Source organism: Bacillus sp. Marseille-Q1617, from assembly GCF_903645295.1.
GTDB lineage: Bacteria > Bacillota > Bacilli > Bacillales > Bacillaceae_B > Rossellomorea.
Genome location: NZ_CAHJXM010000003.1, coordinates 799,950 through 824,903, shown reverse-complemented (window position 1 = coordinate 824,903; position 24,954 = coordinate 799,950). Strand labels below are relative to the sequence as shown.

Here is a 24,954-nt window from a genome sequence, read left to right as displayed (position 1 = left end):
CTGTTCTATCCTCCATTTACATTCATTTACAACAAATTAAAAATGGTCTCCTATACTATGAGTTGTTACATTCAATCGATTCTTGAAAGGAGTCATCAGCATGACAAATGAGAGACCGATGGAAAATTGGATTCAGAAACTTAATGAAGAGACCTTACATAAAGGGGTCGACCGCCGAAGCTTCCTTCAAGGCGCGGGAAAAGTCGCTGGCATTTCTTTAGGAATGGTGATTGCGCAGTCGATGGGCGGCTTTTCTGTGTCTGCAGAAGAAGAGGGATTACAGGATTATCCGTTTTTACTTGGGGTGGCTTCCGGTGACCCGCTTCCTGACAGTGTCGTGTTATGGACACGTTTAGCCGTCGACCCGCTTAATGGCGGCGGTATGCCTGACCGTAACATTCCCGTGAAGTGGGAGATCGCAAAAGATGAACATTTCCGCCGCATCGTTCAGCGCGGTACGGAAGTGGCAAGTCCGGCCCTCGCACACTCCGTCCATGCCGAGGTAGGGAACCTGGAAGCAGGCACAGTATACTATTACCGGTTCAAGGTCGGGAAGGATTTCAGCCCGATTGGAAAAACGAAAACCCTTCCTGGACGGAATGCAGATGTTGCTAGCCTCTCTTTCGCCTTTGCTTCCTGCCAGCAGTATGAGCACGGCTATTATACTGCCTACAAGCATATGGCAAAAGAAGACCTCGACCTCGTTTTCCATCTTGGAGACTATATTTATGAATATGGTCCGGATGAGTATGTAGCAAAGACAGGTAATGTACGACATCATAAAGGACCGGAAATTCGTTCTCTTGAGGACTACCGGAACCGTCATGCCCAATACCGTTCGGACAAGGATTTGCAGGCTGCTCATGCGGCTTTCCCTTGGGTGGTCACATGGGATGACCATGAAGTGGAGAACAACTATGCCGACATGATTCCTGAAAAAGGACAGTCTGTCGAAGAGTTCGTAAAACGGCGTGTCGCTGCTTATCAGGCCTACTATGAACATATGCCGCTGAGACGATCGTCGATGCCGCACGGAGCGGACATGCAGCTTTACCGTCAGTTCTCATACGGAAACTTGGCTAATTTCATGGTTCTCGATTCCCGCCAGTATCGTTCGGATCAGGCGAATGGGGATAAAAGCTCTCCACAGACGGCAGAGTCCCTGGATCCTTCACGCACATTATTAGGCGCCGAGCAGGAAGAATGGGTCCTTGATCATCTGGGCAAATCCTCCACTTCCTGGAATGTACTTGCCCAGCAGATCTTTTTTGCCAAACGAAACTATGGCCCAAGTCCTGATCAACCTCGTTACAGCATGGATGGCTGGGACGGCTACACACCAGCGAGGGAGCGCATCACTGAATTTGCCCGCAAGAAAAACATGGATAACCTGATCGTCCTGACGGGTGACGTCCACGCAAGCTGGGCTTCCAATATCCTGGCAGACTTTGATGATCCGTCTTCCAAGATGCTTGGCGCCGAATTTGTCGGCACGTCCATCACCTCAGGCGGGAACGGGGCGGACAAGCGCGCAGACACGGACCGGATCCTCCAGCAGAACGAACATATTAAATTTTTCAATGATTATCGCGGGTATGTCCGCTGTCATGTCACACCGACCCAGTGGAGAACCGATTACCGGGTCGTTCCATTCGTCACCAATCCAGGTGCGGATATTTCCACGAGAGCCTCATTTGTTTACGAAAAGGATGCAGAAGGATTGAAGGAAATATCTGCATCCACCGTCCCTCAAGGGCAGCAGATGTCTGCAGAAGTGGAAGACGATCGTCATGAAGCGCACAACCGCGCCCACAAAAAGCAGGCCAATAAAGGCAAACAAAAGCAATTGAACTAGCTTAATCCAGCTTAGAGGAGGCAAAGGCAATGAATGATCGCAACCAGCAGCTGATCGGACACTTGGAAGAACTGCGGAGCCGGGCCATCAAAACTGTGCTGGCCTTTATTGGATTTCTTATAGCCGGGCTGGCTTTTGTGAAGCCGATCTACGGGTGGCTGATCAGGGGTTTGGACACGAAACTGGCGATTCTCGGACCAAGCGAAATTTTGTGGGTGTATTTGATGATAGCTGCTGTCTTTTCACTGGCGGCCACCATCCCTGTCGCTGCCTATCAAATCTGGCGGTTTGTCGCCCCGGGTCTGAGTCCAAGAGAACGAAAAGTGACGGTTCGCTTCATTCCAGCCTTGTTCTTTTTGTTCATCTTCGGCCTCTGTTTCGGTTACTTTTTACTTTTCCCGATCGTCCTGGGTTTCTTAACCACCCTGTCAGCCGGACAGTTCGAAATGATGTTCACGGCGGAAAAATACTTCCGCTTCATGATACACCTTACTGTACCTTTTGGACTTTTATTTGAAATGCCGTTGGTGATCGTCTTCCTGACGGTACTTGGCATTTTGGATCCGGCCAAATTGAAAAAATCAAGAAGGATCGCCTATTTTATGCTGATTGTCATTTCCGTGCTGATTACGCCGCCGGATTTCCTTTCGGATATACTCGTCATCCTGCCGCTTCTGCTCTTATATGAAATCAGCATAACTTGTTCAACAATTGTGTATAAGAAGCGCGCTTCCCGTTCGGAGGAGTCAAATGCAGGTCAAGAGAATTTAGTTCTAAGGAGTGAAAAGACATGATTAAACACGATATGAACAGAAGAGACTTTTTGAAAGCAAGCGGGATTGGCACAGCTGCGCTTGCCCTGGGTTCCACTGGATTGATGTCCCTTGGTGGAAATAAAGTATTTGCCGGTACTTCGCAGAACAGCAAAGCAGCCGGCGGTTATGGTCCGCTTGTCAAAGACCCGGGCGGCGTGATGGATCTTCCCCGCGGCTTCCAATACAGAATTATTTCTGAAGAAGGACGGGCACTATCGGACGGCAGGCCAGTCCCTGCCAAGTTCGATGGGATGGCCGCCTATGCAGGCGCCCATAACTCTACTATTCTCGTGAGAAACCATGAATTGAGCGGAAACAGCAAATACCCCGTTATCGGGAAAAATCCTTACCGTCGTGAAGAATCTGGCGGAACCACTTCCTTAGTGGTCGGACCTGATCGCCAAGTAAGGAAGGAATATGTCTCTTCTTCCGGTACCATCCGTAACTGTGCAGGCGGGGCGACTCCATGGGGCACATGGCTCACTTGTGAAGAAACGCTCGAAGAAGGCCACGGCTATGTGTTCGAAGTAGATCCAAACAACCCTGAAGATAAGATTTCAAAAACTCCGATCCGCGACATGGGTGCCTTTTCCCATGAAGCCACGGCCATAGACCCGGCAACCGGGATCGTCTATCTGACCGAAGATGCCGGTCCAAGTTATTTGTACCGCTTCCTTCCCAATGACCGCAGCCAAAGGGTCGGTGCCCTGCAAAAAGGCGGAAAGCTTCAAGCGGCGGCTTTCGAAGAGATGAGCATGGACGAAACAAGCCAGTTCCATACAGGTCAGAAATTCGGGATTGTATGGAAAGATGTAGATCCTGAGAAACCGACCCTGGATGCAGGCAGAAAAGGATGCATTGCCTTCAGTCGTCTGGAGGGTGCTTATTTTGAAGGCGGCGTGTTCTGGTTCGATGATACATCTGCCGGGGACAAAGATCTGGGCCGCGTCTACCGCTATATTCCGGCCACCAATACACTGGAGCTATTCTATGAATCTACTGCACAAAATGATCTGGAAATGCCTGATAATATCTGCATCACTCCATGGGGAGATCTGTGGATAGCTGAAGACGGCGGCGGTGTCGACCGTGTCATCGGGATGACACCGGAAGGCGAAACATACGTGTTCGCAGAAAATAAAGTAAACAATTCCGAGCTTGCAGGGCCGACGTTCTCTACAGACGGCCGGACATTCTTCATCAATATCCAGTCACCGGGGATGACCTTTGCCATCTGGGGACCATTCGCCAGAAAAAATGCATCCCGCAGAAGACTGATGGGCCATGCCGCCCCGCCGGCTGCCTACGCACCGAAAATCTCTGACAAACTATCAGGCTTTGCAGAAGTTCAGGGAATGACGGACTTAGAAGCAGCAGCGTTCGAGCGCCACGGTATGCCAATTCTATAAAACCAACAGGAGGCGAAAAGTATGCTAACGAATATCGGAATTCCAGGATTAATCCTTGTATTGGTGATCGCGCTGATCATCTTCGGCCCTTCCAAACTCCCGGAAATCGGACGGGCTTTCGGAAGCACATTAAAAGAATTCAAAAGCGCCACCAAAGACTTAGTCAATGGACACGATGATGAGAAGAGTCCTCCTGCAGACGAAGGACAAAGACTGAAAGCCGTGGAAAAAGAGAAACAGCATACGGGGAGCTAACATTCAGCGTAAAAAAACGTCCAGGGTTTTTTAACTCTGGACGTTTTTGATAATGGAAATCGTTTGGTTTATCTATTAACTCTCTCCTCTTTCTCTCTCAAATAATTCTCATACACCTCTCTTGCCTTATCCGGCTTCGGCATTTCCTTCGCCACTCTTCTATGTATATCATTCAATAGATAAAGCCCCCTGAACAAACAACCTGCAATGATGCCAAAAGCAAGGACGCCGCCAACCCAAGGTCCCGATATAAACAAAACCAAACCTAGTATACTCGCTAAAAAAATCGATAGGATCAAGTACAAATGAAAAAATCCCCTTTTCCTGAATATTTGTTCCCCGTAATCTCTGACAGTTTTCAACTTCACTGACATTCCTTCCTCATTACGTCAAAAGTCTGAACCCCCTTCAATCTTTCCTACGAAGAAAAAACCTGTAATCACCCGTATACTATATAAAAAGAGGAGCTTCACAAAAACCAACCAAAGGAGAAAAGAGCTATGAAACTATTTCATTACCACTACTGGACTGACAAAGTAAAAGAAATGGAACACTTTTATCAGCAGCTCGGCTTTGAAACCGTGCTGAGGGTCGGCAGACTGGATGGTGAGATGCAAACCTTCAATCCCCCGTTGACCTGGGATGATTTTAAAGGAAAAGAGATTGCCTTCAGGATCATCGAGATGGTCAAAGGCCAGACTAATATGACATTCGGACAGGGCAAGCGTGACCGGTTCGACCATATCGGTGTGATGGTGAACGAAGAAGAATACAGCGGAATTATTGACAGGGCGGCCGAACTGGACTGGACCGTTAACGAAGGCGAACGGCGAACCTTCATTTCGACTCCATGGAAGTTCCGGATAGAGCTTCAACGAAGAAGTGATGTGGTGGCGGAGGAGCAGCATACAGTAATTCGTCAAATGAAAATGGATGTTCCTTTTAATGAACACCCAGGATTGCTTGCCCGGTTGCTGGATCTGGATGTACTTCAAGAGGATGAGTCGTTTGTAAAGGTTGGGAATGATGAATGGAGCATTGTCTTCAATAAAGAGATGGATGTTCGTTTGAATGCTGTTCATTTTACAGGTGACGGGATGAATGAGGTGGATCCTGTTGGGGTTAGGTTGAACTGACCAAGTTCTCCCCAGACATCAAAAAGGGTCTGCCTCTAACGGGTGCGGTTTAGGGGGTGTGCTTGATGCCACATATATTAAAATTTATAACCTTTTTGAACCATCCGATACATCCTCCATTAATAACTGTGAATAAATTAACATTGTATCCAACATAAATTGTGGTTTGATGGAAGGATTACAGGAAAGTTTCTCTAGATGTATTTACCTGTACCTCTCTTCAAATAACACCACCCCTCGATCCCGATGTGTTCTTCATTGTTTATTTCCATTTTGTAAGGGAAAGACACTACTAACACAATAAAAGGAGGAATTCATTATCGCACACGATCCAAAAAAAGCAGCCGCCCAAATGAATGAAGATAAAAAAGAGGAAATCCTTCAGCATTTCGACTCTTTTAAGAATTACCTTGGAAATCAGGTTCAAAGGGGAGAGAAGCTGGGTCTTGGTGAGGAGGCTCTTTCGAAGGGTGCTAAACGCGTTGCAGACTATTTAGCGGAGCACGAGGAGCCTCGAAACCGGGAACAGAAAGTGCTGAATGAGATGTGGAACGTGGCCAATAAAGAAGAGCGGGAACATATGGCTCATGTACTGGTCAAGCTTGCTGACCAAACCAATTAAATCACGCAGTAACGCCCGCATCGATTTAGACCGCTGCGGGCGTTTTTTTTGTCTTGTAATATAAATTGGTACTGACATAACAATTTTCAATTAAAGCCCCCCGTTAATGGAATAAGCCTATTATTCACAACGACTGAATACTCTTTCAAATTCACTATCTATTATTAGTTGTTATCGCGGGACCAAAAATCCCCCCCATTTAAACACTCACCTTTTTTTATTTTTCTCAGGAGAGCGTATGGATGCCTATACTGTACGAGAATAGTAAGCTACATCGGTAACTCTGCCTCTTAGATTCGATTCAGGCAACACCGCTACCAAAGTAAATCCGAGTTTTTCAATTAACTTTATTGACTGCATATTTTTATTATCTATAGTAGCAGATAGGCGTTTAAGGTTTAATGTGCTTTTACAATGCTTAATGACCGCGGAAACCGCTTCATACGCAAAACCGCTTCCCCAATGCTCCCTCATGAAGCGATAACCAATTTCGCCAAGATAACCTTCTGCTATTTCTGGAATCATTACATCACCGATGAATTCATCAGTATCTTTTAATGCGACAGTCCATTTTGTTTCAGTACGGTTCCTAACCATTTCTACCATTGAGTGTTCATCACGAGGGGGATTACTTCCAAGAAATTCTCTTACCTCATCATTGTTAAACATCTTAAGCATATTGGGAATGTCTTTTTCCGCTCTCGGACGTAAAATCAATCGTTCTGTTTCAATTTTCGGTGCTTCTTTTTTTACCATGATTTATTCCAGCCTTTCGTACTTATATAAATAATCTGTCTTGTGAACGGTATTGAACTTCATCGTTTGTTATCTCCTTATGAAATTTATAATATAATTCGATACGATTATTTTTTCTTCACTTTCCAAATCCTCCTTTTGCTTGTTTTCCCATCATCCTGCCGAATACTCGAAAAAGGCAATAGCGTATCAATTATCAGAACTTCAGTTATTTCGCCTGTTATGTATACATAAAGACCTACAAAATAAATGCATATTATATAAATGAAATAACATTAAGAAGTAATTATTTCTTATCTTTTCGTTCAAAAATGATCGGTGCTATATTTAGTAAGATAGAAACAATTGTCAAAAACCATAATGCCCTTGCCATTCCAGGTACTACATCCGATAAAGCCGCCCAGTCTTCTACTTGTACCCACCGGGACACATAGCTGTAATCTGCACAAAGTGTTAATGCTGTAAATGATAATCCCATCGCCATAGCAAGCTTATAATCCTTTCCTGCTTTATACATATAAAGATTTATAATAGTTGCTGCTATAGCAATAACCCCTAATATTACCCACATAACCTACCCATACCTCCATTATTTTCAATATCCATTATTTTCAATCTTATCACATAAATCCTTCCAAATGGACCCGTAAAAGGAAGGTTCTCCGCTGGAATAGTCATTTAACACCCTTTTTTTCAGCTGGACAATCATGATTGTCCACTTGATCATGAAGCTGAAGTGTCAATTTCTCAAAAATAAAGCAGGTCTAATTCATATGCGAATTAGACCTGCTATCTGTAATTCCCTCTTCCAAAACTGAACCCCTTAGTCTGCCAGTGCTTTACCGAGGGACAGACCCGGATCTTTTATAATGCTCCCGAAGAAACTCCATGATTTCCTCATTGATTTCGCCCTGACGTTCTGCCGAAGGAAAATGCCCCATCTCCAGTCCTCTGAAGGAAACGAGTTGAGGAATGATATCCTCCGCCTTCTCTTTCAACCTGCCCGCAGGAAAGAAAATGTCCTGCTCCCCCGCAAACACCATGGTTGGGGCAGAGTAATGCTGCAGCTCTTGTTTCTCCGACAGCTTCGGCATGTCCTGTTCAAGTTTTACATGCTTGAACACGTCGCCAATGATGTCCCTGTCCAACTTCTTCATGGAACCGGAAGCCATGATATCAGCGATCCGGTCCAGGGACTTCTCTGACCCCGCCGCTTTAAATAACATCATCGGTACCAGGATGTCCTTGATCATCCTGCCTTTCGATCCCATTTTGATCCCTGCCGGTGACACGAGCACCGCACAGTCGATTTTTTCCGGCATGAACACAGCCAGCCTCAGGATGATCCCGCCTCCAAAGGAAGGACCGACAAATGCGCATGTCTCGATTTCTAATTCGTCCATCAGATCACTGACCCAGCATGCATAGCTGTGATCTTCACCGGAAATCCGCGTCTCGGCACTGAACCCTGGATGGCCGATCGTATCGGGCGCATACACCCTGTACTCTTTCACAAGCGGCGAGAACCAGGACATCGTCATTGGGTTGATGCAGTTGCCTCCTTGAAAGACGAATAAAGGTTTTCCGTCAGCGGGTCCTGCCGTAAGCAAATGCGTCTTTCCGAATCTCGTGTTTATGTACCTTCTCTCCACGGGGAAGTCCAGAGTCTTTAAATAGTCCTGATAGTGCCGCTGGATGCGTGCCTTCCCTTGTTCACTCTTATAAATCGTTTCTTTTCCCATTTGGTCCCCCATCTCCCATCCGATCTGCCCGCTTATTTCTTGAAGTTCGTGCAGGTTACGTTCTTTCATTATATTCCATAAAGACATCATACATCACCTGTGCTATAGTATCCTAGTATTCCATTTGAACGGAGTGATGATATGAATAAAACAACTGTGAAAGAAATCACCTTGATCATCGTCGGGTCCCTCTTCTTTGCCCTCGGGGTGAACTTGTTTGCGATTCCGAACGAACTTGGGGAAGGCGGCGTGACGGGGATCTCGATGACCCTTTATTATGTCCTTGGCTGGTCACCGGGTATCACGAACTTCGTCATGAACGGGGCGCTGCTCGCCATCGGATACAAGGTGCTCAACAAACGGGTGACCTGGTATACGATGCTTGCGATTTTCTTCACGTCCCTCTTCATTAAATTCACTGAAGGTATGGGAGAATCGGTCGATATCATGCTAGGTACTGTCTTTGCCGGTGTGTTCATCGGGCTGGGGCTAGGTCTTGTCCTGCGCTCGGGAGGAACGACGGGCGGCTCGACCATCATTGCCCGCATGCTCAATCAGCATTTCGGCTGGGCGGTCAGCACGACGATGTTCGTCTTCGATATCCTGGTTGTACTCGGTTCTTCTTTTGTAATCGGGATCGAGAATACGATGTATACTGGAATCTCCATCTATATCAGTACGAAAATTTTGGACTACCTGATTGATGGTTTTGACACCAGAAAGGCTGTCACGATTATTTCCGCCCATACGGACGACATCGCAGAAAAAGTGAGCGCCGAAATGGACCGCGGAGTGACCGTCATCAACGCAAGAGGACATTATTCAAAAGAGTCCAAGGATATCCTGTATGTGGTGATCAATAAGCAGGAGCTGTTCCTCTTGAAAAAGATGATCCAAAAGATAGACGAGAAAGCCTTTGTGGTTGTCCATGATGTGAGGGATGTGTTCGGGGAAGGGTTTACGTTTCCGAAGACGTGATGGTGTTGGATCCCGGGACAGTACTCCCTATTCAGGCTATAATATAAATAGCTTTTGCATGGATTCTTAAAGAAAGGAATGAACGAAATGGAATTCATACAGCTTGATCTGACATTTACATTTAATGACCACGAAATGTCCATTCACCCCACTGTCATAAGCTGTGAAGGTGATGTGACATTGGTCGATTGCGGTTACCCGGGCATGCTCCCATTATTGGAGAAGGAACTTACACGTAAAGGAATCCCGCCCGGATCCATCACCCGAGTGATCATCACTAATCATGATGACGACCATATGGGAGCCTTGCATGAGTTAAAGGAAAAGTATCCTGCCATCAAAGTGGCAGCAGGTGAAATAGAAAAAGACTATATCGATGGAAGCAAGAAGTCGCTCCGCCTTATTCAGGCAGAAGACATGCTGGACGTATTGCCAGCAGAACAAAGAGACTTCGGGTTATCCTTCATCGATCGCCTCAAACAGGTAAGAAGCGTCCCCGTCGATATCGTACTGAGGGACGGAGATCTATTGAAATGGGCCGCGGATTGCAAAATCCTATTAACACCTGGGCATACACCAGGTCACATATCCATCGTCAGCGAAAAACTTGACGCTGTCATCACAGGGGATGCCGCTGTTATGGAAAATCATGCTTTGGCGGTTGCCAATCCGCAATTTGCCCTGGATTTAGAAGCGGCCGAAGAATCACTTAAAGAGGTCATCAATTTAAACATGAAGTATTATTATTGTTTTCATGGCGGGATGTTTGTGAATAAGAAAACAAGCAGGTGACATTTGTCCCTGCTTGTTTTTCGTAGGATAACCGGAGGTGATGCCTGCCGCATTAATGTTTTTGTATACTGAGGGCAGCCCCCAGATCTTGAGTTGACTCCAATTTCTATCTAAAATGATCTTTTTTCTTTAAAAAATTGACCTTTTTCAAGAAATTCATGCCCTTGCCTCTATCCGATCCGACAACTAACAGCTCAATTGCCCCCTTTCTTCAACCAATCAACTCAAAATCAGCTGCCTGTTGTAGCCCGCTTACAGCTTATTATCAATTTCTTTCATTTTATTATCGATATTGAAAGATTTATTATCGAAAATGACGATTCTATTATCGAATTGTACAAATTGGCTTTGTTCAATTATCGAATTTGTGGTTATATTACCGCTCTTAATCTCGTTAAAACCAATTCAATATAGTTATTATCGAACCTGGCAAGCATAGGCGATGAGGATAACAATTAATCAATATTCTTTCTATAAACCACATAAAAAATGAAAGATTCTATTTACGCTACTTCCTAAACCGGTACCCCACACCCCAAATCGTCTCGATAAACTCAGGCGATGAAGGGTCCTTCTCAATCTTCTCCCTGATCTTCCTGATGTGAACCGTCACCGTCGTCACATCCCCCAGAGAATCATAGCCCCAGATGCGTTCGAATAGATGCTCCTTGCTGAAGACCCGGTTTGGATTGGTGGCGAGAAAATACAGGAGGTCGAATTCTTTGGCCGTCACGATCTTTTCTTTGGAATCGACGAAGACCCGGCGTGAGTCAGGGTCGATGACAAGATTGTGGAATTCAATCGCCTTGTTCGTTTCTCGGTTGATGAGGCGCTCGTACCTCGCGATATGAGCTTTGACCCGGGCAACGAGTTCACTCGGCGTGAAGGGTTTAACGATATAGTCGTCTGCACCGCGGTCGAAGCCCCTGATTTTATCGATGTCTTCTCTCCTGGCGGTAACCATCAGGATCGGGATGTCGAGAAACTCCCTGAGCTGCTTGCACAGCTGGAAGCCGTCGATATCCGGCAGCATCAGATCAAGCAGGATTAGGCTGTAGGTATTATCCCTCGCGAGAGTGAGTCCTTCCCCGCCGGTTACTGCAAGGTCGCAGGCAAAGCCGTTCACATCGAGATAGTCCCGTTCCAGTTCCGCGATATCCGTTTCATCTTCTATGATCAGTATGTGCTTCATCTTCCCTCACCTTTTTCAATGTAAAATAAATGCTCGTCCCAGCTCCCTGCACGCTCTCTGCCCAGATCCTGCCGCCGTGGCCTTCCATGATCTTTCTAGCGATGGAGAGGCCGAGCCCGCTTCCGCCGGTTGCCGAGTTCCTGGACACATCCGCCCTGTAGAAGCTTTCAAAGATGCGCTGCAGATCCTTTTCAGGAATACCGTTCCCGTTATCCCTGATTTCCACTTGTACTTCTTTCTCCAGCTCGGTTAGTGTGAGAAGGATTTCTTTCTGTTTTTTATCGTTATACTTCAAGCCGTTCTGCGTGATATTCTTGATGGCCCTGCCCAGCTTTTCCCTGTCAGCTTCCACTAGGTATGAACCGGATCCATCATAGAATACCTGCACTTCCACACCCTCATTGGAAAAAGAAAGCTCCTCGGTGAAATCCTCCACATACGAATCAAGGCGTACCGCTTCAAATTGAAACGGCAATTGGTCCATGTCGAGCTTCGAATAGAGGAACAGTTCGTCGATGAGTCCGTCCATGTCATGGGCATTCTTCTTGATTTTCGCCATGTAGCGGCCCAGTTTTTCGGGTGTGTCCGCGATGCCGTCCTCAATTCCGCTCACATACCCTTTGATCGAGGTCAGCGGTGTTTTCAGGTCATGTGAAATGCTCGCGATCAGCTCCTGGCGGTTCTGTTCGTACTGCCTTTGCACCTCTTCCGCTTCCTTCAGCTTCAGGCGCATCTCTTCAAATGTGTTCGATAATTGACCGAGCTCATCCTTCTTATCAGATGCCGCACTCACGTCGAGATCTCCCTGACTGATCTTCCGGGCTGCGAATGACAGCCGCTTGATCGGTTCGATGATGCTCTTTGACATGTAATACGTCAGCAATCCGTTAGTTAAGACTAAGATAGCCACGAGCGCACCGAAGCGGAGAGTCAGGAAGATTTGCAGATCCTCCCCGTGGAACATATAAAAGAATACATACCCTGCTACGATTTCCACGATCAGCAGACCGGCAATGGGAATCAAGATCATCCCGATATTCGATAACAGCAGCCTCTTCTTGATCGACATATTCATCACCTGCTTTCCTTCCAGACTGAGGACGGACTGCCGCAGCCGACAGCCCTATTCGTTACCTCTCCATTATTCGTCCATCTTCGATCATTAATACACGGTCGCAAAGGTGAAGCACCCGTTCATCATGGGTGACCATCAACGCGGCCTTGTTTCTTGACTTCACTTCTTTTGCAATTATCTCGACGACCTTCTTCCCGCGCTCTGAATCCAGGCTCGCCGTCGGCTCATCGGCGAGTATCACATCCGGATCGTTCATGAACGCCCTGGCGATCGCCACCCGCTGCTTTTCCCCGCCAGAAAGTTTGTCGGGATAGTTCTTCAGCCTGTGGCTCAAGCCTAAGTGCTCAAGCATTTCGAGCGCCCGGTCATCATCCTTTCTGTTTCGCCCTATATCATGCACGAGGTGCAGCTGTTCTTTTACCGTCAAATAAGGGATCAGGTTCGCCGCCTGAAAAATGAACCCGATCCTGTTCAGCCGGACAGAAGGCAGCTGCGACGCCCGGTAACCCGAAATATCTTCTTCATCAATCATTACCTTTCCAGCGGTCGGAGTCAACAGGGCGCCGATGATCGACAGCAATGTACTCTTCCCGGAACCCGACGGCCCGACAATCGCAGTGAACTCCCCGCGCTTCACCTCAAATGAAATGTCCTTCAACACCTGGACCATCGTATCCCCGTCTCCAAATGACTTCGAAATGTTCTCCAGTTTTACAATCTCTTTATTCATCATCCAACCCTCCCAATCGCTTCAAGCGCATCCGTTTTTGCCACTTGGCGTACCGATAATAATGCACCAAGCAGATTTAATAGAAGAAACAGTCCTGCCGTGCCCGCCAGCAGTCCCGGTGTCAGCCTGAATGGCATATCCTCCGGGATGACCCTCGTCATTCCATACACCAGCGCCCCGCTGAAAACTAGACCGATCACCGTCAACAGACTGACCTGGGTCATGATGCTTCGTGCGATATAGCCGGTCGTCGCGCCGATCGCCTTTAGTACCCCGAGCTGATGCAGCTTGTGAATCGTAATGACATAAAAGAAAACCGTCGTCACAAACGCCGAAATGATAAACAGGAACACCACAATCATCCTCAGCGATCCCTGCGTTTCGGTATAACCAGGGATCCCTCCGACCGCTTCATCGATCGTCAGGATATCAACCCCATCAAGTGCTGCCTCCGGTCCCGAATAGAGAACCGCGTTATACATTGTTTCAGATCCCCGCTTCTCCTGAAGTCCGGTACTTAGGTCTGTATATACGACTGGAATATTGGAATACATCTGATCCTTGGAGAAGCCTGCGATAGTCAGCTCCTTGCTGGTACTCTGATCGACAACCTTATCATTCAACTGATAACCCTCTTGTTGCAGGCTCTCATCCGCAATCACTTCATGGGCTTCCAGCTCACTGATATTCTTCCCTTCCACGATATCCATCTCCGGATACGCATCTGTATCAACAGAAAAATATGTGACATCTACTTCTTCCTTGTCACTGCCTTTAAAAGAAGACATCATCGTGATAGACAATGGAGAAACCTCCCCGTCCACCGATTCATCAATCTGATGCACTTGCTTCTCACTCAGACTGGAACCGACAATCGCATCATCCGCTTCTTCATTCAGCACCACGTAGTCTGCCTCCAGATTCCGGACCGCCGCACTGTCCCCAAACCCCAGTCCATTCGCCAAACCGCTGATAAAAAACACCAGAAACAACACCGCCGTCATGATGAGCGCAATCAACGTATACCTTACTTTCGAATGCTTTAATTCCTTAAAAGCCAGAAACATCTTTATTCACTCCTTTTCTTTTCTACACTTTTTTGATCCATCAAAGGAACCGCCACCGCGCAAATCACCGCTGTAACATACGGAAGATACTTTATCCCAAACGGCTGATCGAACACTGTCATGCTTACAATCCCAATCACACTCGACAATGCAATCCCCAAAATAAACCCGCCAAATACTCCTAAAAGAATGGCCGTAAATGTTCTCATTCCACTTCACTCCTCGCTATTTTTATGAAAAATCAAACGCCACGCATTTCTAACGATCATCCATGCCTGTCCCGCGATCATGACTGCGATCACCGGATGCAGCGCACCGGCCCACGGGAGCGTCCTTGTGATATTGGCCGTAAAATACATCAGGAAGATCGAAACCATCAACGCAAGAACCTGAACCAAATACGTACGAGGCATCCTCCCAATTCCTGCAAAAACAACCATCAGTACCGGAACCATGAATCCAAAATAATGAACAAACTCAGCGTGCCTGCCCCAATTCACTGGATTCACAAACACCGCCGCCCCCGCAATCATCACCTGCGCAAGCACAGCCGCAGCAAAAAACATGGAAAGCAGCAGAAAACCAATTCTTCCAATCCGCGCTCCAAAACCATATCCTTTCATCCGTCACCCTCCCTTTCATTTGAACTACACACATCATACAAATCACTTCTAAACGAATCCTTATGAGATTCTTAAATAATTCTTAAATGTGGTAGGAAGGCAACAAAAAAAACGACAGTCCGAAGGAAACTGTCGTTTTATTCATCACACTAGCATCAAAAACCCACACAAAAAGCCAGGGAAATGTCGCTAGCTTTTTTATTTTTGTATATTAATTTGTTCAATCATTACTCTCTTTCGTCTACCCATTACTTTGGAGCGAATCTTTTTTTATCATACCAGATACATTTCCGATATAGATTTATTTTTAATGAATCCAAAGTGTTCATAAAGTTTAATCGCTGGATTATCTTTGATTACAGCTAAACGGGTAGCCGGGTACGCTTTACTAGATACGTCTATAGAGTGGGTTAACAAAAATCGTCCAAGCCCCCTCTGTTGATGTTCTGGGTCTACGGCTAAACTCATGATGAGGGGATCGTTTTCAAACTCCATGTGCAGGCAGACACCGACAATGGTGTTCGTGCTTTTATCTTCAATAACCCTTGAACACTCATCCATGATGGGATTGCTTTGATATTTTTCTATGAATTCCTCTACGTGATTCATGTAATCCTCTTTCGTTCCAATCTGTTTATAAGCTGGATTTGCTTTATAGGATTTCATAAGTAAACAGGCAATATCATTTTTATCTTCCCATGTAACAGATCTCGATCTATATCCTTCAAGAAGCACTGCATTCATTGATTGTGTAGGACGAATCATCCAATAATTCACTTCACGAACCTGGCATCCTTGTTGTACATATGCTGGGACATGTTCTTCTACAATGTCCCTAAGGTAAATTTCATCTTCCGTCTTCGATACCTTTTTTAAATAATGTAAAAGCTTGTGGACTAACCGTTCATAATCCTCATAAGGCGGCACTACAAATAAATCTGCCATGAAATTAGGTTTTAAGAAGACACCGCCAACGATGGTTTCATCTTTCATGATGAAATATCCGCAGTCAAAAATGGATACTATTTCTTTCATTGCAGCCGAGGATCTTCTAAAAAAGTAGTCTGCATATTTTTGTCCATAGTAAATGGAATAATACCGGATGTATTCTTGAGGTTCTTGATAAACTAATCTTAATCCCTCTTCTAAATCAATTCGTTTTTTTAATAATTGACCTTGCTCACTCATTTACTCTCCCCCTCCACTTCAACCAAAATGTCCAATACATGAAGAAGGGCAATAGCCGGAGATCATGATTTGATCTTCAGTTATTGCGCCCGATTGTTTACTATCACCTTTTTATTCAAAACCAAATGTTCGTCAACGAAACCCAGAAACCATCATAATGGCTGATTCCTAATGATAGGTTATTGTCTTTTTACATGATTCTTCCTACTTTAATTATACTACTAAGGATAAATGATTTATAGACTACTCTTTCTATAGATCCTGCCCTATACTGTTATATACAAATCTAAAGAATATGAGGTGTATCAGTATGAATGACAAAAAGAACGTCCTGGATCAAGGCCCTTTCTTTCATGGTACTAAAGCAAAACTAAACATTGGGGATCTATTAGAACCGCAGCATTTATCAAATTATCAAGACAAAAAATCGAACTATATCTATTTCACTGCAACCTTAGATGCGGCTAAATGGGGTGCTGAATTAGCAGCCTCTCAATCAAAAGAAAGAATTTACATTGTAGAGCCATTAGGGGATTTTGAAAATGATCCGAACGTAACCGACAAGAAATTCCCTGGAAACCCCACACGTTCTTATAGGTCTAAATCGCCTTTGAAAATAATAGCAGAATTACGTTCATGGGAAAGACATTCCGATGAACAAATCAATCATATGCTTACCTCTTTAAAAAAGTTACGTGAACAAGGGAAAGCAATCATTTACGATTGATCTCCACATTTTTTCTTCATCACCCACATACAAAGAGTTTATTCCAGGGAATCAGCAAGGGTATATCTTTCGTCATGAAAGGTGTGTCATCCCTTCCCGGATGCTTTTGGCTTCTTTAACGATTGAATGGATCAGTGTCGACACGCTTTGTTCTTTAGCTAATCTGGGACTTTGCCCAGACCAAAGGGACATAAAAGCATCTTTGCCTTGTAGTGAAGATGCTTTTCTTATACTTTTAGTCAATGAATTCTGAATGGGGAAGTCCGGCAATAGCGCTTCCCATTCCTGCATATCACTCGTGAATTTATTCTTTATACCTCTTGCCCATTTACCGGAAAAAGAACGCGTCAAGATGATGTGATCTTCTTCGGTTTGTAGAATTGCCTCTTTATGCAGACGATTAGCACCACTTTCAGCACACGTTATAAATGCTGTCCCCATCTGGACTCCTTGAGCTCCCAGGCAGAGGGAAGCCATCAACCCCCTTCCGTCCATAATCCCACCAGCGGCAATGACGGGGATTTTAACAGAATCAACTACTTGTGGAATAAGGGACATTAATCCAACTAAACTTTCTTCAGTGTCCTTGATAAAGTTTCCTCGATGTCCGCCGGCTTCACTTCCTTGAACCACCACCATATCCATCCCTTTGTCTTCAATTTCAATTGCTTCCGAAACAGTGGCAGCTGTTCCAATCAATATAATATTTTGCCGTTTCAACTCATGAATGATTTCCTCGGAAGGGATACCAAAAGTAAATGAACAGACAGGGATTTTTTCTTCCATCACCACGTTGATTTGTTCATTAAAAGAAGCTACTACTTGTTTAAACTGAGGAATGTCGAGACGCTCAGGTTCTCCAACATGTAGTTCCTTTCTTAAATGTGCTAATTTCTCATTGGCGAATGTGATGGATTCATCATTGAAAGTAAATTCATTAGGGACGAATAAATTGATTCCAAAGGTACCCCTGGTTAATTGTTTGATTTCCCTCGATTGTATTTTTATTTGCTCAGGAGTCATATAACCTGCTCCAATCATTCCTAAGCCGCCGGATTTGGATACCTCGGAGATCAATTGAGAAGTTGTGACCCCACCCGCCATAGGTGCTTGAATGATTGGATACTTAATGTTCAAAAGATCTGTCAATGTATTATTCAATAGATAACCCACCTTCATTGGAATTAGAAATATAACCAGAATTCAGATCAGAACTAACATACTAGCCGAAGACTTTAGACATTGATTTCTGTGAAGAAACTTCCCCTTAGGGATAAAGTACAAATTTCCAATAAGCCAAACAAATAAACGTACAAACCCAGGAAACAAACCCGAACACCGTCACAATCGTATTCTCGGACCACTCGTATTTCAACCCATAATGAAAATGAATCGGGGTCATCCTGAAGATCCTCTTCCCTGTCATTTTAAATGAGGCAACCTGCAGAATCACCGAAAGCTGTTCGGCAAAATAGATGATAAACAACAGTGGAATAAGCACCTCCACCTTCTCAATCACGGCAAGAAATGAAAGCGATCCGCCTATCGCCAATGATCCCGTATCTCCCATGAACGCTTTTGCCGGGAATAGATTATAAATCAGAAAACCGAGCAGGCATCCAATCATGACCAAACTAAAAAGCTTCACCTCTGGGGTGTCTGAAATCACAAAGAAGAAAAAGTATGTAGGGATGGCAACCACACCTAACAGCCCGTCCAGGCCATCCGTAAAATTGATGGCATTCGCCGACCCAACAACAAACAAGGCGATCACGATGAAATAGACCACCATCGGAAGATCGAAAGAGACATTTTCCGTAATCCGTATTCCCGTATCGATCCCCAGCTCGCTGATCACGTAGAAAAGCAGTGAGCCCGTAAACAGGAATTGCAATACAAGCTTGGTCCTTCCCGATACCCCTAAAGGATCCTGGCGTGATGCTTTCCAGAAATCGTCCAAAAAACCGATAAATCCAAATAGAATATACGTCACAGCCAAGAAATACATGATTGGCGTAGGTGAAAATAGGATGGATACGATCATACCTGTTAAAAGAATGATCCCAAACATTAACGGAGTCCCTTTTTTCAACTGATGATTGGAAGGAAGCTCTTTCCTTATCGGCTGAAGGAGCTTTAATTTTCTTAACAGAGCAATGAAAAACGGGGACAGAACAGCGACTAAAATAAAGGCAATGATGGCCGGGATGATTTGATCACTCACATCTAGTATTCTCCTTTTCTATTTATTTCCTATATATAAGTTCTAGTAAGAAGGGTGATATCCTTTAATCTATTAAAAAAAGCTGGGGTGATCAGGATGGCCATAAAAAAAGCCTTCCGCTCCCCTAAGGAAGCAGAAGGCCGAAAACCCTTTATTTTTTATGAACAGAAGCATCGTAAATCGATTCGATCGCACTCTTCATCGCTTTATCGAATTCTTCGCCCGTCTGATTGACCCTCAATTCCTCAGCCAGTGCGCGTGAGAAACTGGCGATCATTCCATCGTTTTCTTTCAGCTTCTCATTCGCTTCATCACGGGAGTAACCTCCGGAGAGGGCAACCACCCGGACCACGCGTGGATGCTCGACCAATTCTTTGTAGGCATTAGCCTTTGTCGGAATCGTGAGCTTCAGCATCACGTTTTCATTTTCGGACAGATTATTCAAATGATTGAGGATTTCCTTCCGCAAGATTTCTTCGCACTTTTCCTTGCTCTCACTGTGGATATTCACTTCCGGCTCAATGATCGGAACGAGATCGGCTGCGATGATTTTCTTGCCGATTTCGAATTGCTGCCACCACAGCCTTGATCCCCGCTTCATTCGGCTCATGGATGACCGACCGCATCTTGGTGCCAAAAATATTCCGCTCATTGGCACGGCGAAGCGTCTCATCCAAATCCGGGTTCGGCTTCATGAGCTGGACGCCATTTTCTTGTTCAGCAAGACCTTTATCCACTTTTAAAAATGGGACGATATCATGATCAGCCAGATAATCCGCCGTATATTTCCTCTCCACCTTGCTGTCCATCGTCTGCTCAAACAGGATCACTCCGAGGATGTGCTCGGAACTGAAAGCTGGAGACGTCATGATTCTCGTGCGCATCTCATGCACCTGATCAAACATCTCGTCCTCATTCGAATAGGAGTCTTCCATCACTCCATACGCTGCCAATGCCTTAGGTGTACTGCCGCCGCTCTGGTCCAGCGCTGCAATAAATCCTTTACCATTCTTCATTCGATCCAATTGACTCTGATTCATGTGTTCCACTCCTTTTTCATTCTTCTGGTAAACCTTCCTCTATACTAGTTCCCCATTTTTGTAGGAGTTAACACATTAGAAAGAATTGAATGTAACTTCTGAAACAGGCTGCGCAGTTTGTGTGATCCGAAATAAAAGAAATTATATAGTTAGATTTGTAGTATAATTGTAAATAACAATCAATATTCTAAAAGAATGTCTAGGACACTAGGGAATAGAGGGGGAAATTTGAAAAAGAGAACCAAGCATATCATAGCAGGTCTGCTTTTGCTCGCGTTTATCATCACGATACCGCCAGTGTTAGCTCCAGCGGTACACGATAATGAAACGCCGAGGTCTGCATTGAGACAAGCCATTTACAAGGATGGACATCCCTATCAAAACTTTTTTGCACTTATAAAAAAGGGAGATTATCAAGATGAAGACTATGGGCAGCGTTACAATGTATATTGGTATGATCACAATAGTCCAACGGGAGAGACAGCATCAATATGTTATACAAATATGCTAGAAAATGAAAAATATGAAGTTACTTGTGGGACAGGTCCATAACGGGATTTCAGTCACGTAAAAACTATAAAAAAACCCAGATCAAGTCTGGGTTTTTCACTTATGATTGTTTCCTGCATGTAATCACCAAAAAAGAAAACGGCGGCTTCCCCTCCGCGTTCTTATGAGGCTCCATAATCTCCGACACTTCCACAAGATCAACATCCGCGAAGTCACGCTCGATTGATTCCCTATCATAGAAGTACATTTTCACACCTTCCATGATCTCGAAATAATCCTCACCGAGCTGTCTGCCCTTTCCGTACATTGGGGCATCTTTAGAAATCGTGGTAAACACCATGTATCCGCCGGGTTTCAGCTGATCATAGCAGTCCCTGATAAACTTTTCTCTCTCCTCTTCACTCAACAAGTGGAGAAGTGCATAGCTGAAAATCCCGTCGTACTGTTTGTTTTCAAACGGCATATCGGATACCGGCCCGTGAAATATAGGAATCTCAAGTCCGCTCTCCCTAGCCAGTTCAATCGCTGTTTTTGAAATCTCGATGCCCGTGACCTTCATTCCGCTGTCCATAAAGACCTTCGCATTCCGACCATATCCAATACCGGGGATCAGTACTTCTTTCACGTTATTCTCAAGGAAAAAGTCCTTCGTCCTGATGGCCGAGTCTGCAGGTTCGAATCCCCACATCGTTTGATTTTGTATAAAACTCGATTCCCAGAATTCAGTCAAAATCACACACCCTTTTTAATTAAATTCAGCCTTAATCACACTAAATTTAACATTTTTTCATTATTTATTGTTGCTCCAGCTCTATTTATCATTTGATCTTTATGAAAAAACCTTTTTTAAAGTCAAATGGGACAAAATCAGCAGCCTGCCAGCTCTTTTATTATCGAATTCTTTGAATTTATTATCGAAAGCCGAAGATTTATTATCGGTTTTGAAGAATTTATTATCGAATCACCTGAAGCCGCTTTAGTTTATTATCAATTCACAGGATTTATGACCAAATAGCTCTTATTATAAGCGATTTGTAACGTTTATTATCAAACGATGTCCTTCCGCACCGAAACCTCTAGAGAAAAACGATGTCCTCCCCACCAAAACCTAAGAATCCTTCGGTGCCGTGAAGCACACCTGCCCCAGCCTCATCGCCTGACAGACCCCATCCCGACCGAAAAATAAAAATACTTCTTATCCAACGACTCAGGCTCCCCGCCTACCATCACATCCGTACAATCCACCCACTTCACCTGCTGAAGCTTGCGGCTCAACTGCCGGTCAATCTCCTTTTCTATCTCCCTCATCTCCGTCATGAATTGTCCAAATGTGAGTTGATAGTGATCCGCTGCCTGGCGGTGGGGAGCGTGCTGGATAAGCAGGCTCATGAATTCATCGGATGTGGATGCCTGCCGGGCAAGTTCATCTTCCCTCCGGACGACAAACTGATACATGTCTCTTTTACGTGAAGGAAGGGACCTTACGATATCTCTCGCCAGTATTTCCATCAAATATCCGTTCATGTCATACACCTTTCTTCAAATGAAAGAAACGGGCTGCCAATCTTCTGCAGCCCTTTCCATTATTATTTCATCTTGTATTTCTTCATGAAGCGCTCCGCACGGCCTCCGCGATCGGAGAACTTCTGTCTTCCCGTATAGAAAGGATGGGTGTCGGAACTGACTTCCACTTTCAAGAGCGGATAAACGTTTCCGTCCTCCCACTCGATCGTCTCACTTGAGTTCATCGTGGAACCCGTCAGGAACTTAAATCCGCTGTTTGTATCCATAAACACTACATCATGATATTCTGGGTGAATGTCTTTTTTCATCAGTCATACTCCTCCTTTTTTATCTTACCAGCTTGATTTCTTTACACCGGGAACCTGGCCTTTATGCGCCAACTCACGGAATGCAATACGCGACATCTTGAACTTTCTTAGATATCCACGCGGACGCCCCGTTACCTCACAGCGGTTCTTCAGCCGCGTCGGGGAAGAATCCCGCGGAAGCTTCTTAAGCGCTTCATAATCCCCTTTCTCCTTCAGCTCTCTCCTTAACGCTGCATATTTCATCACCGTCTCTTGACGTTTCTTTTCCTTTGCCACTTTTGATTTCTTTGCCAACTGAAAATCCTCCTATCTATCTACAAATCGTAACGGTTACGATTTAATGAGTATAAAGATATTAAATCATAATCATTCCGATTATGCAAATAAAAGAATTTCTTCAAACTAAAAAGGCTTAGTAATATCCTAAGCCCAGATCCTTAAAATCATTTCCCCGCAATGAAAAGATAAATGAGAGAATAAAAGTCAAAAAGGCAATAAAGAGCTATAAACAGCAAAAAAGGCTGACCCATTACTCAGTCAGCCCCCACCTTCACCCATTCACTCCTGAATATACGCCTGCTCCTTTAAATGGCTTGTATGGTCAACCATTGCATAATAAAAATGGTCATACTCCACCCAACGGATTGGAATCTTTAATTGCAGGGCGTTCTCCTTATTGAAGATATTGATATTCTTCTTATCATAGGTTACTTTTTTTATCTCATGAAGAAAGATGCTTTCCTTCTGATTTCCTTTGGCCTTGATCAGTTCTCTGCCGACAATGGAGACGGCACTCCGTTTTTTCTTCCAAAGTTCATACACAGTCAACAGTCCACCGATGACAGTGAAGGCGATTGAAATATACACTTCTTCATCAATCCCGTCAATGAACACCCTGATCCAATGGCTGATCAGGAGCGCATAGAAAAACCACAACCCTTTAGGAAGGCTTGGCGAACTTTCAAAATAGACCGCCTGCTCGCTTTCCGTATGTTCCTCTTGACGCTTTTTCATAAACAACTGCTTATGTTCTTCCACGGTCCTTTCATGGAAAGGTTCGAAATCGGTGTACGTCCCTTCCCACAAGTCCGCTGCGTCATCCTCTTCCTCCAATACATATCCGCCAGTCCATGCCGTCAGCACTTCCCCCTCATGTAAAAAGCTCATAAGATAATAACGAAGAGGTTGATTGTAAGAATTGAACGTATCTACAAAATCAACGACCTGAATATCTTCTGGATAGATATTCAGGTGTTCCCCTTCTTCATCACGCAAGAATGCAAGGTGGTTGAATAGATGCGATTTGGCAAGAACCGGCTGCTTAGGGCTTACCGGAAACAAATGCTCTTTCTTCCCTTCTGAAAGCCCCCAATACACCATTTCTGCACTTTCGGCATTGACCGAAATTGATTCAAGGATTTCCTCTTGGACATGGATATTCTTATCGATACACACCACTGCCGCAGTACCGCTGATCCTCGGATCCCTGAACAGGGCAGCTTCTTTCAAAGACTCCTCTGCCTCTTCCGTAAAATAAAACGTCATCAGCCTGATCAGCGTATTGATTCGATATCTGAGCAGGAAATATGAGTCTTTCCAGGACCTATATACATAATGGGGCTGGTATTCGGCATCGTAGTACGTGAGATACTCTTCCCTCAACCGCTTATAATCCGCGGAAAGCACCGGCAGGATTCTTGCTCGTTTATAGCCCGGTTCCACTCCCGACTCATTGATTGCCAGAATAAATTCATAGAGCACAAATCTATAATGTTCCGATTCTATTTTTTCAAAGGTCTTATCCACGATGCCTCTTAAAAGCACCGGAAACTCAGACAATTCCTCGACCGGCAATTCGACTTCCTCTTCGAGAATCAATTTGACAGTCTGTTCATGGATTTCCTGAAATATCCCCTCATCCTTCGTCAACAGGAGGCATTCCAAGGCACGAACTTTAGCCTCGGGATCAAATTGATCCATATGCAGGACGATTTCATCGATGATTTCGGGCATCGGATAATCACACACAAAATCAATCAAGGCCAGAGAAGGGTTATCCCATCTGTCGACACGTTCAGGAAAAGAAGAAGCAGCCGACTTCACCATATCCTTCAACAATTCAACCCGGATTTTCAGATCGTCATTCTCTTTCAACTCATACAAACGGCCCATGGCATCAAACCGCTTTTCAGCATCAGGACTATGCAACTGCTTCATCATATTTCTTAATGTTATTTCGTTCATACCTTCCCCTTCTCCTAAATAATTCAAATCATTTCTACTTTATTTTATTATGGCGCAGCCGCCCACACATGTGTCTTATGACCTATATAAAAATAAATCTTGCATACGCACATCACGTTCCCTTAAACTAAAAAACAGCCCT

The 24,954-nt window shown here is 44.8% G+C and carries 28 protein-coding genes and 1 pseudogene; 10 read left to right on the top strand and 19 right to left on the bottom strand.

Translation table 11 applies throughout. From position 1 onward, the window contains the following. The first annotated feature begins 100 nt into the window (after positions 1–100). From HWX64_RS21520 to HWX64_RS21505, 4 genes are read left to right on the top strand one after another with little or no spacing between them, the layout of a single operon-like run. On the top strand, positions 101–1,855 hold the full coding sequence (locus HWX64_RS21520; RefSeq protein ID WP_175991520.1) for an alkaline phosphatase: 1,755 nt from the start codon (positions 101–103) through the stop codon (positions 1,853–1,855). A 29-nt stretch (positions 1,856–1,884) separates the two neighbouring features. Then, positions 1,885–2,649, top strand: a complete 765-nt coding sequence (gene tatC, locus HWX64_RS21515) for a twin-arginine translocase subunit TatC (protein ID WP_175991519.1) — start codon at positions 1,885–1,887, stop codon at positions 2,647–2,649. Continuing rightward, positions 2,646–4,079: an alkaline phosphatase PhoX gene (locus HWX64_RS21510; protein WP_175991518.1), complete on the top strand. Its 1,434-nt coding sequence runs from the start codon at positions 2,646–2,648 to the stop codon at positions 4,077–4,079. The genes tatC and HWX64_RS21510 overlap by 4 nt, the downstream gene beginning before the upstream one ends. Before the next feature lie 21 nt (positions 4,080–4,100). Then, a complete protein-coding gene (locus tag HWX64_RS21505) occupies positions 4,101–4,334 on the top strand; it encodes a twin-arginine translocase TatA/TatE family subunit (protein ID WP_175991517.1) in 234 nt (77 codons plus the stop codon). Between the two features lie 68 nt (positions 4,335–4,402). On the opposite strand, the gene HWX64_RS21500 is transcribed toward HWX64_RS21505, so the two are convergent. After that, a complete protein-coding gene (locus tag HWX64_RS21500; protein ID WP_254871236.1) occupies positions 4,403–4,702 on the bottom strand; it encodes a hypothetical protein in 300 nt (99 codons plus the stop codon). A 132-nt stretch (positions 4,703–4,834) separates the two neighbouring features. Here HWX64_RS21500 and HWX64_RS21495 point away from each other — a divergent pair, with 132 nt between their 5' ends. Both HWX64_RS21495 and HWX64_RS21490 read left to right on the top strand, forming a co-directional pair. Then, positions 4,835–5,470 (top strand): hypothetical protein, encoded by a 636-nt coding sequence (locus tag HWX64_RS21495; RefSeq protein WP_175991516.1) that lies wholly within the window; start codon positions 4,835–4,837, stop codon positions 5,468–5,470. 352 nt (positions 5,471–5,822) lie between these two features. Beyond that, a complete protein-coding gene (locus HWX64_RS21490; protein WP_175991515.1) occupies positions 5,823–6,092 on the top strand; it encodes a DUF3243 domain-containing protein in 270 nt (89 codons plus the stop codon). A 246-nt stretch (positions 6,093–6,338) separates the two neighbouring features. On the opposite strand, the gene HWX64_RS21485 is transcribed toward HWX64_RS21490, so the two are convergent. The 3 genes from HWX64_RS21485 to HWX64_RS21475 form a co-directional block, all read right to left on the bottom strand. Further along, complete coding sequence (locus HWX64_RS21485; RefSeq protein WP_175991514.1) at positions 6,339–6,848, bottom strand: GNAT family N-acetyltransferase; 510 nt, start codon at positions 6,846–6,848, stop codon at positions 6,339–6,341. 286 nt (positions 6,849–7,134) lie between these two features. After that, the gene (locus tag HWX64_RS21480; RefSeq protein WP_175991513.1) at positions 7,135–7,419 is read right to left on the bottom strand and encodes a hypothetical protein; all 285 of its coding nucleotides are present in this window, start codon (positions 7,417–7,419) and stop codon (positions 7,135–7,137) included. 268 nt (positions 7,420–7,687) lie between these two features. After that, positions 7,688–8,680, bottom strand: coding sequence for an alpha/beta fold hydrolase (locus HWX64_RS21475; RefSeq protein ID WP_254871235.1), 993 nt, complete (start codon positions 8,678–8,680; stop codon positions 7,688–7,690). Between the two features lie 51 nt (positions 8,681–8,731). On the opposite strand from HWX64_RS21475, the gene HWX64_RS21470 reads away from it, so the two are divergent. Further along, complete coding sequence (locus tag HWX64_RS21470; protein WP_175991512.1) at positions 8,732–9,568, top strand: YitT family protein; 837 nt, start codon at positions 8,732–8,734, stop codon at positions 9,566–9,568. A gap of 87 nt (positions 9,569–9,655) precedes the next feature. Continuing rightward, complete coding sequence (locus tag HWX64_RS21465; RefSeq protein WP_217703503.1) at positions 9,656–10,360, top strand: MBL fold metallo-hydrolase; 705 nt, start codon at positions 9,656–9,658, stop codon at positions 10,358–10,360. Between the two features lie 508 nt (positions 10,361–10,868). Here HWX64_RS21465 and HWX64_RS21460 read toward each other — a convergent pair. From HWX64_RS21460 to HWX64_RS21430, 7 genes are all read right to left on the bottom strand, one after another. Beyond that, the gene (locus tag HWX64_RS21460; protein WP_175991510.1) at positions 10,869–11,552 is read right to left on the bottom strand and encodes a response regulator transcription factor; all 684 of its coding nucleotides are present in this window, start codon (positions 11,550–11,552) and stop codon (positions 10,869–10,871) included. Next, positions 11,524–12,621, bottom strand: coding sequence for a cell wall metabolism sensor histidine kinase WalK (locus HWX64_RS21455; protein WP_175991509.1), 1,098 nt, complete (start codon positions 12,619–12,621; stop codon positions 11,524–11,526). The genes HWX64_RS21460 and HWX64_RS21455 overlap by 29 nt, the downstream gene beginning before the upstream one ends. Before the next feature lie 61 nt (positions 12,622–12,682). Next, positions 12,683–13,357 carry an ABC transporter ATP-binding protein gene (locus HWX64_RS21450; RefSeq protein WP_175991647.1) on the bottom strand — a complete coding sequence of 225 codons (675 nt, stop codon included), beginning with the start codon at positions 13,355–13,357 and terminating at the stop codon, positions 12,683–12,685. Further along, positions 13,357–14,424, bottom strand: coding sequence for an ABC transporter permease (locus tag HWX64_RS21445; RefSeq protein ID WP_175991508.1), 1,068 nt, complete (start codon positions 14,422–14,424; stop codon positions 13,357–13,359). Before HWX64_RS21445 ends, HWX64_RS21450 begins: the two co-directional genes overlap by 1 nt. A gap of 2 nt (positions 14,425–14,426) precedes the next feature. Then, positions 14,427–14,633, bottom strand: coding sequence for a DUF5957 family protein (locus tag HWX64_RS21440; RefSeq protein WP_175991507.1), 207 nt, complete (start codon positions 14,631–14,633; stop codon positions 14,427–14,429). 6 nt (positions 14,634–14,639) lie between these two features. After that, positions 14,640–15,047 carry a DUF6220 domain-containing protein gene (locus HWX64_RS21435; RefSeq protein WP_175991506.1) on the bottom strand — a complete coding sequence of 136 codons (408 nt, stop codon included), beginning with the start codon at positions 15,045–15,047 and terminating at the stop codon, positions 14,640–14,642. A 273-nt stretch (positions 15,048–15,320) separates the two neighbouring features. Further along, positions 15,321–16,235, bottom strand: coding sequence for a GNAT family N-acetyltransferase (locus HWX64_RS21430; protein ID WP_175991505.1), 915 nt, complete (start codon positions 16,233–16,235; stop codon positions 15,321–15,323). 310 nt (positions 16,236–16,545) lie between these two features. Between HWX64_RS21430 and arr the strand changes: the two genes are divergently transcribed. Beyond that, positions 16,546–16,962 carry an NAD(+)--rifampin ADP-ribosyltransferase gene (gene arr, locus HWX64_RS21425; RefSeq protein ID WP_175991504.1) on the top strand — a complete coding sequence of 139 codons (417 nt, stop codon included), beginning with the start codon at positions 16,546–16,548 and terminating at the stop codon, positions 16,960–16,962. Between the two features lie 72 nt (positions 16,963–17,034). On the opposite strand, the gene HWX64_RS21420 is transcribed toward arr, so the two are convergent. The 3 genes and pseudogenes from HWX64_RS21420 to HWX64_RS21410 form a co-directional block, all read right to left on the bottom strand. Next, the gene (locus HWX64_RS21420) at positions 17,035–18,141 is read right to left on the bottom strand and encodes a nitronate monooxygenase family protein (RefSeq protein ID WP_175991503.1); all 1,107 of its coding nucleotides are present in this window, start codon (positions 18,139–18,141) and stop codon (positions 17,035–17,037) included. 88 nt (positions 18,142–18,229) lie between these two features. Further along, positions 18,230–19,195, bottom strand: a complete 966-nt coding sequence (mraY, locus tag HWX64_RS21415) for a phospho-N-acetylmuramoyl-pentapeptide-transferase (protein WP_175991646.1) — start codon at positions 19,193–19,195, stop codon at positions 18,230–18,232. 142 nt (positions 19,196–19,337) lie between these two features. Next, positions 19,338–20,226: pseudogene (locus tag HWX64_RS21410) on the bottom strand (fructose bisphosphate aldolase). 228 nt (positions 20,227–20,454) lie between these two features. Here HWX64_RS21410 and HWX64_RS21405 point away from each other — a divergent pair. Further along, positions 20,455–20,778 carry a hypothetical protein gene (locus HWX64_RS21405; RefSeq protein ID WP_175991502.1) on the top strand — a complete coding sequence of 108 codons (324 nt, stop codon included), beginning with the start codon at positions 20,455–20,457 and terminating at the stop codon, positions 20,776–20,778. Positions 20,779–20,836: 58 nt separating this feature from the next. Here HWX64_RS21405 and HWX64_RS21400 read toward each other — a convergent pair whose 3' ends face one another. From HWX64_RS21400 to HWX64_RS21380, 5 genes are all read right to left on the bottom strand, one after another. Next, positions 20,837–21,466, bottom strand: a complete 630-nt coding sequence (locus HWX64_RS21400; protein WP_175991501.1) for a class I SAM-dependent methyltransferase — start codon at positions 21,464–21,466, stop codon at positions 20,837–20,839. Between the two features lie 419 nt (positions 21,467–21,885). Next, positions 21,886–22,260: a hypothetical protein gene (locus HWX64_RS21395; RefSeq protein WP_175991500.1), complete on the bottom strand. Its 375-nt coding sequence runs from the start codon at positions 22,258–22,260 to the stop codon at positions 21,886–21,888. Positions 22,261–22,322: 62 nt separating this feature from the next. Then, on the bottom strand, positions 22,323–22,568 hold the full coding sequence (locus HWX64_RS21390) for a type B 50S ribosomal protein L31 (protein WP_175991499.1): 246 nt from the start codon (positions 22,566–22,568) through the stop codon (positions 22,323–22,325). Positions 22,569–22,592: 24 nt separating this feature from the next. Continuing rightward, positions 22,593–22,862 carry a 30S ribosomal protein S14 gene (gene rpsN / locus HWX64_RS21385; RefSeq protein ID WP_175991498.1) on the bottom strand — a complete coding sequence of 90 codons (270 nt, stop codon included), beginning with the start codon at positions 22,860–22,862 and terminating at the stop codon, positions 22,593–22,595. A 264-nt stretch (positions 22,863–23,126) separates the two neighbouring features. Further along, the gene (locus tag HWX64_RS21380) at positions 23,127–24,812 is read right to left on the bottom strand and encodes a hypothetical protein (protein ID WP_175991497.1); all 1,686 of its coding nucleotides are present in this window, start codon (positions 24,810–24,812) and stop codon (positions 23,127–23,129) included. Between the last annotated feature and the right edge of the window lie 142 nt (positions 24,813–24,954).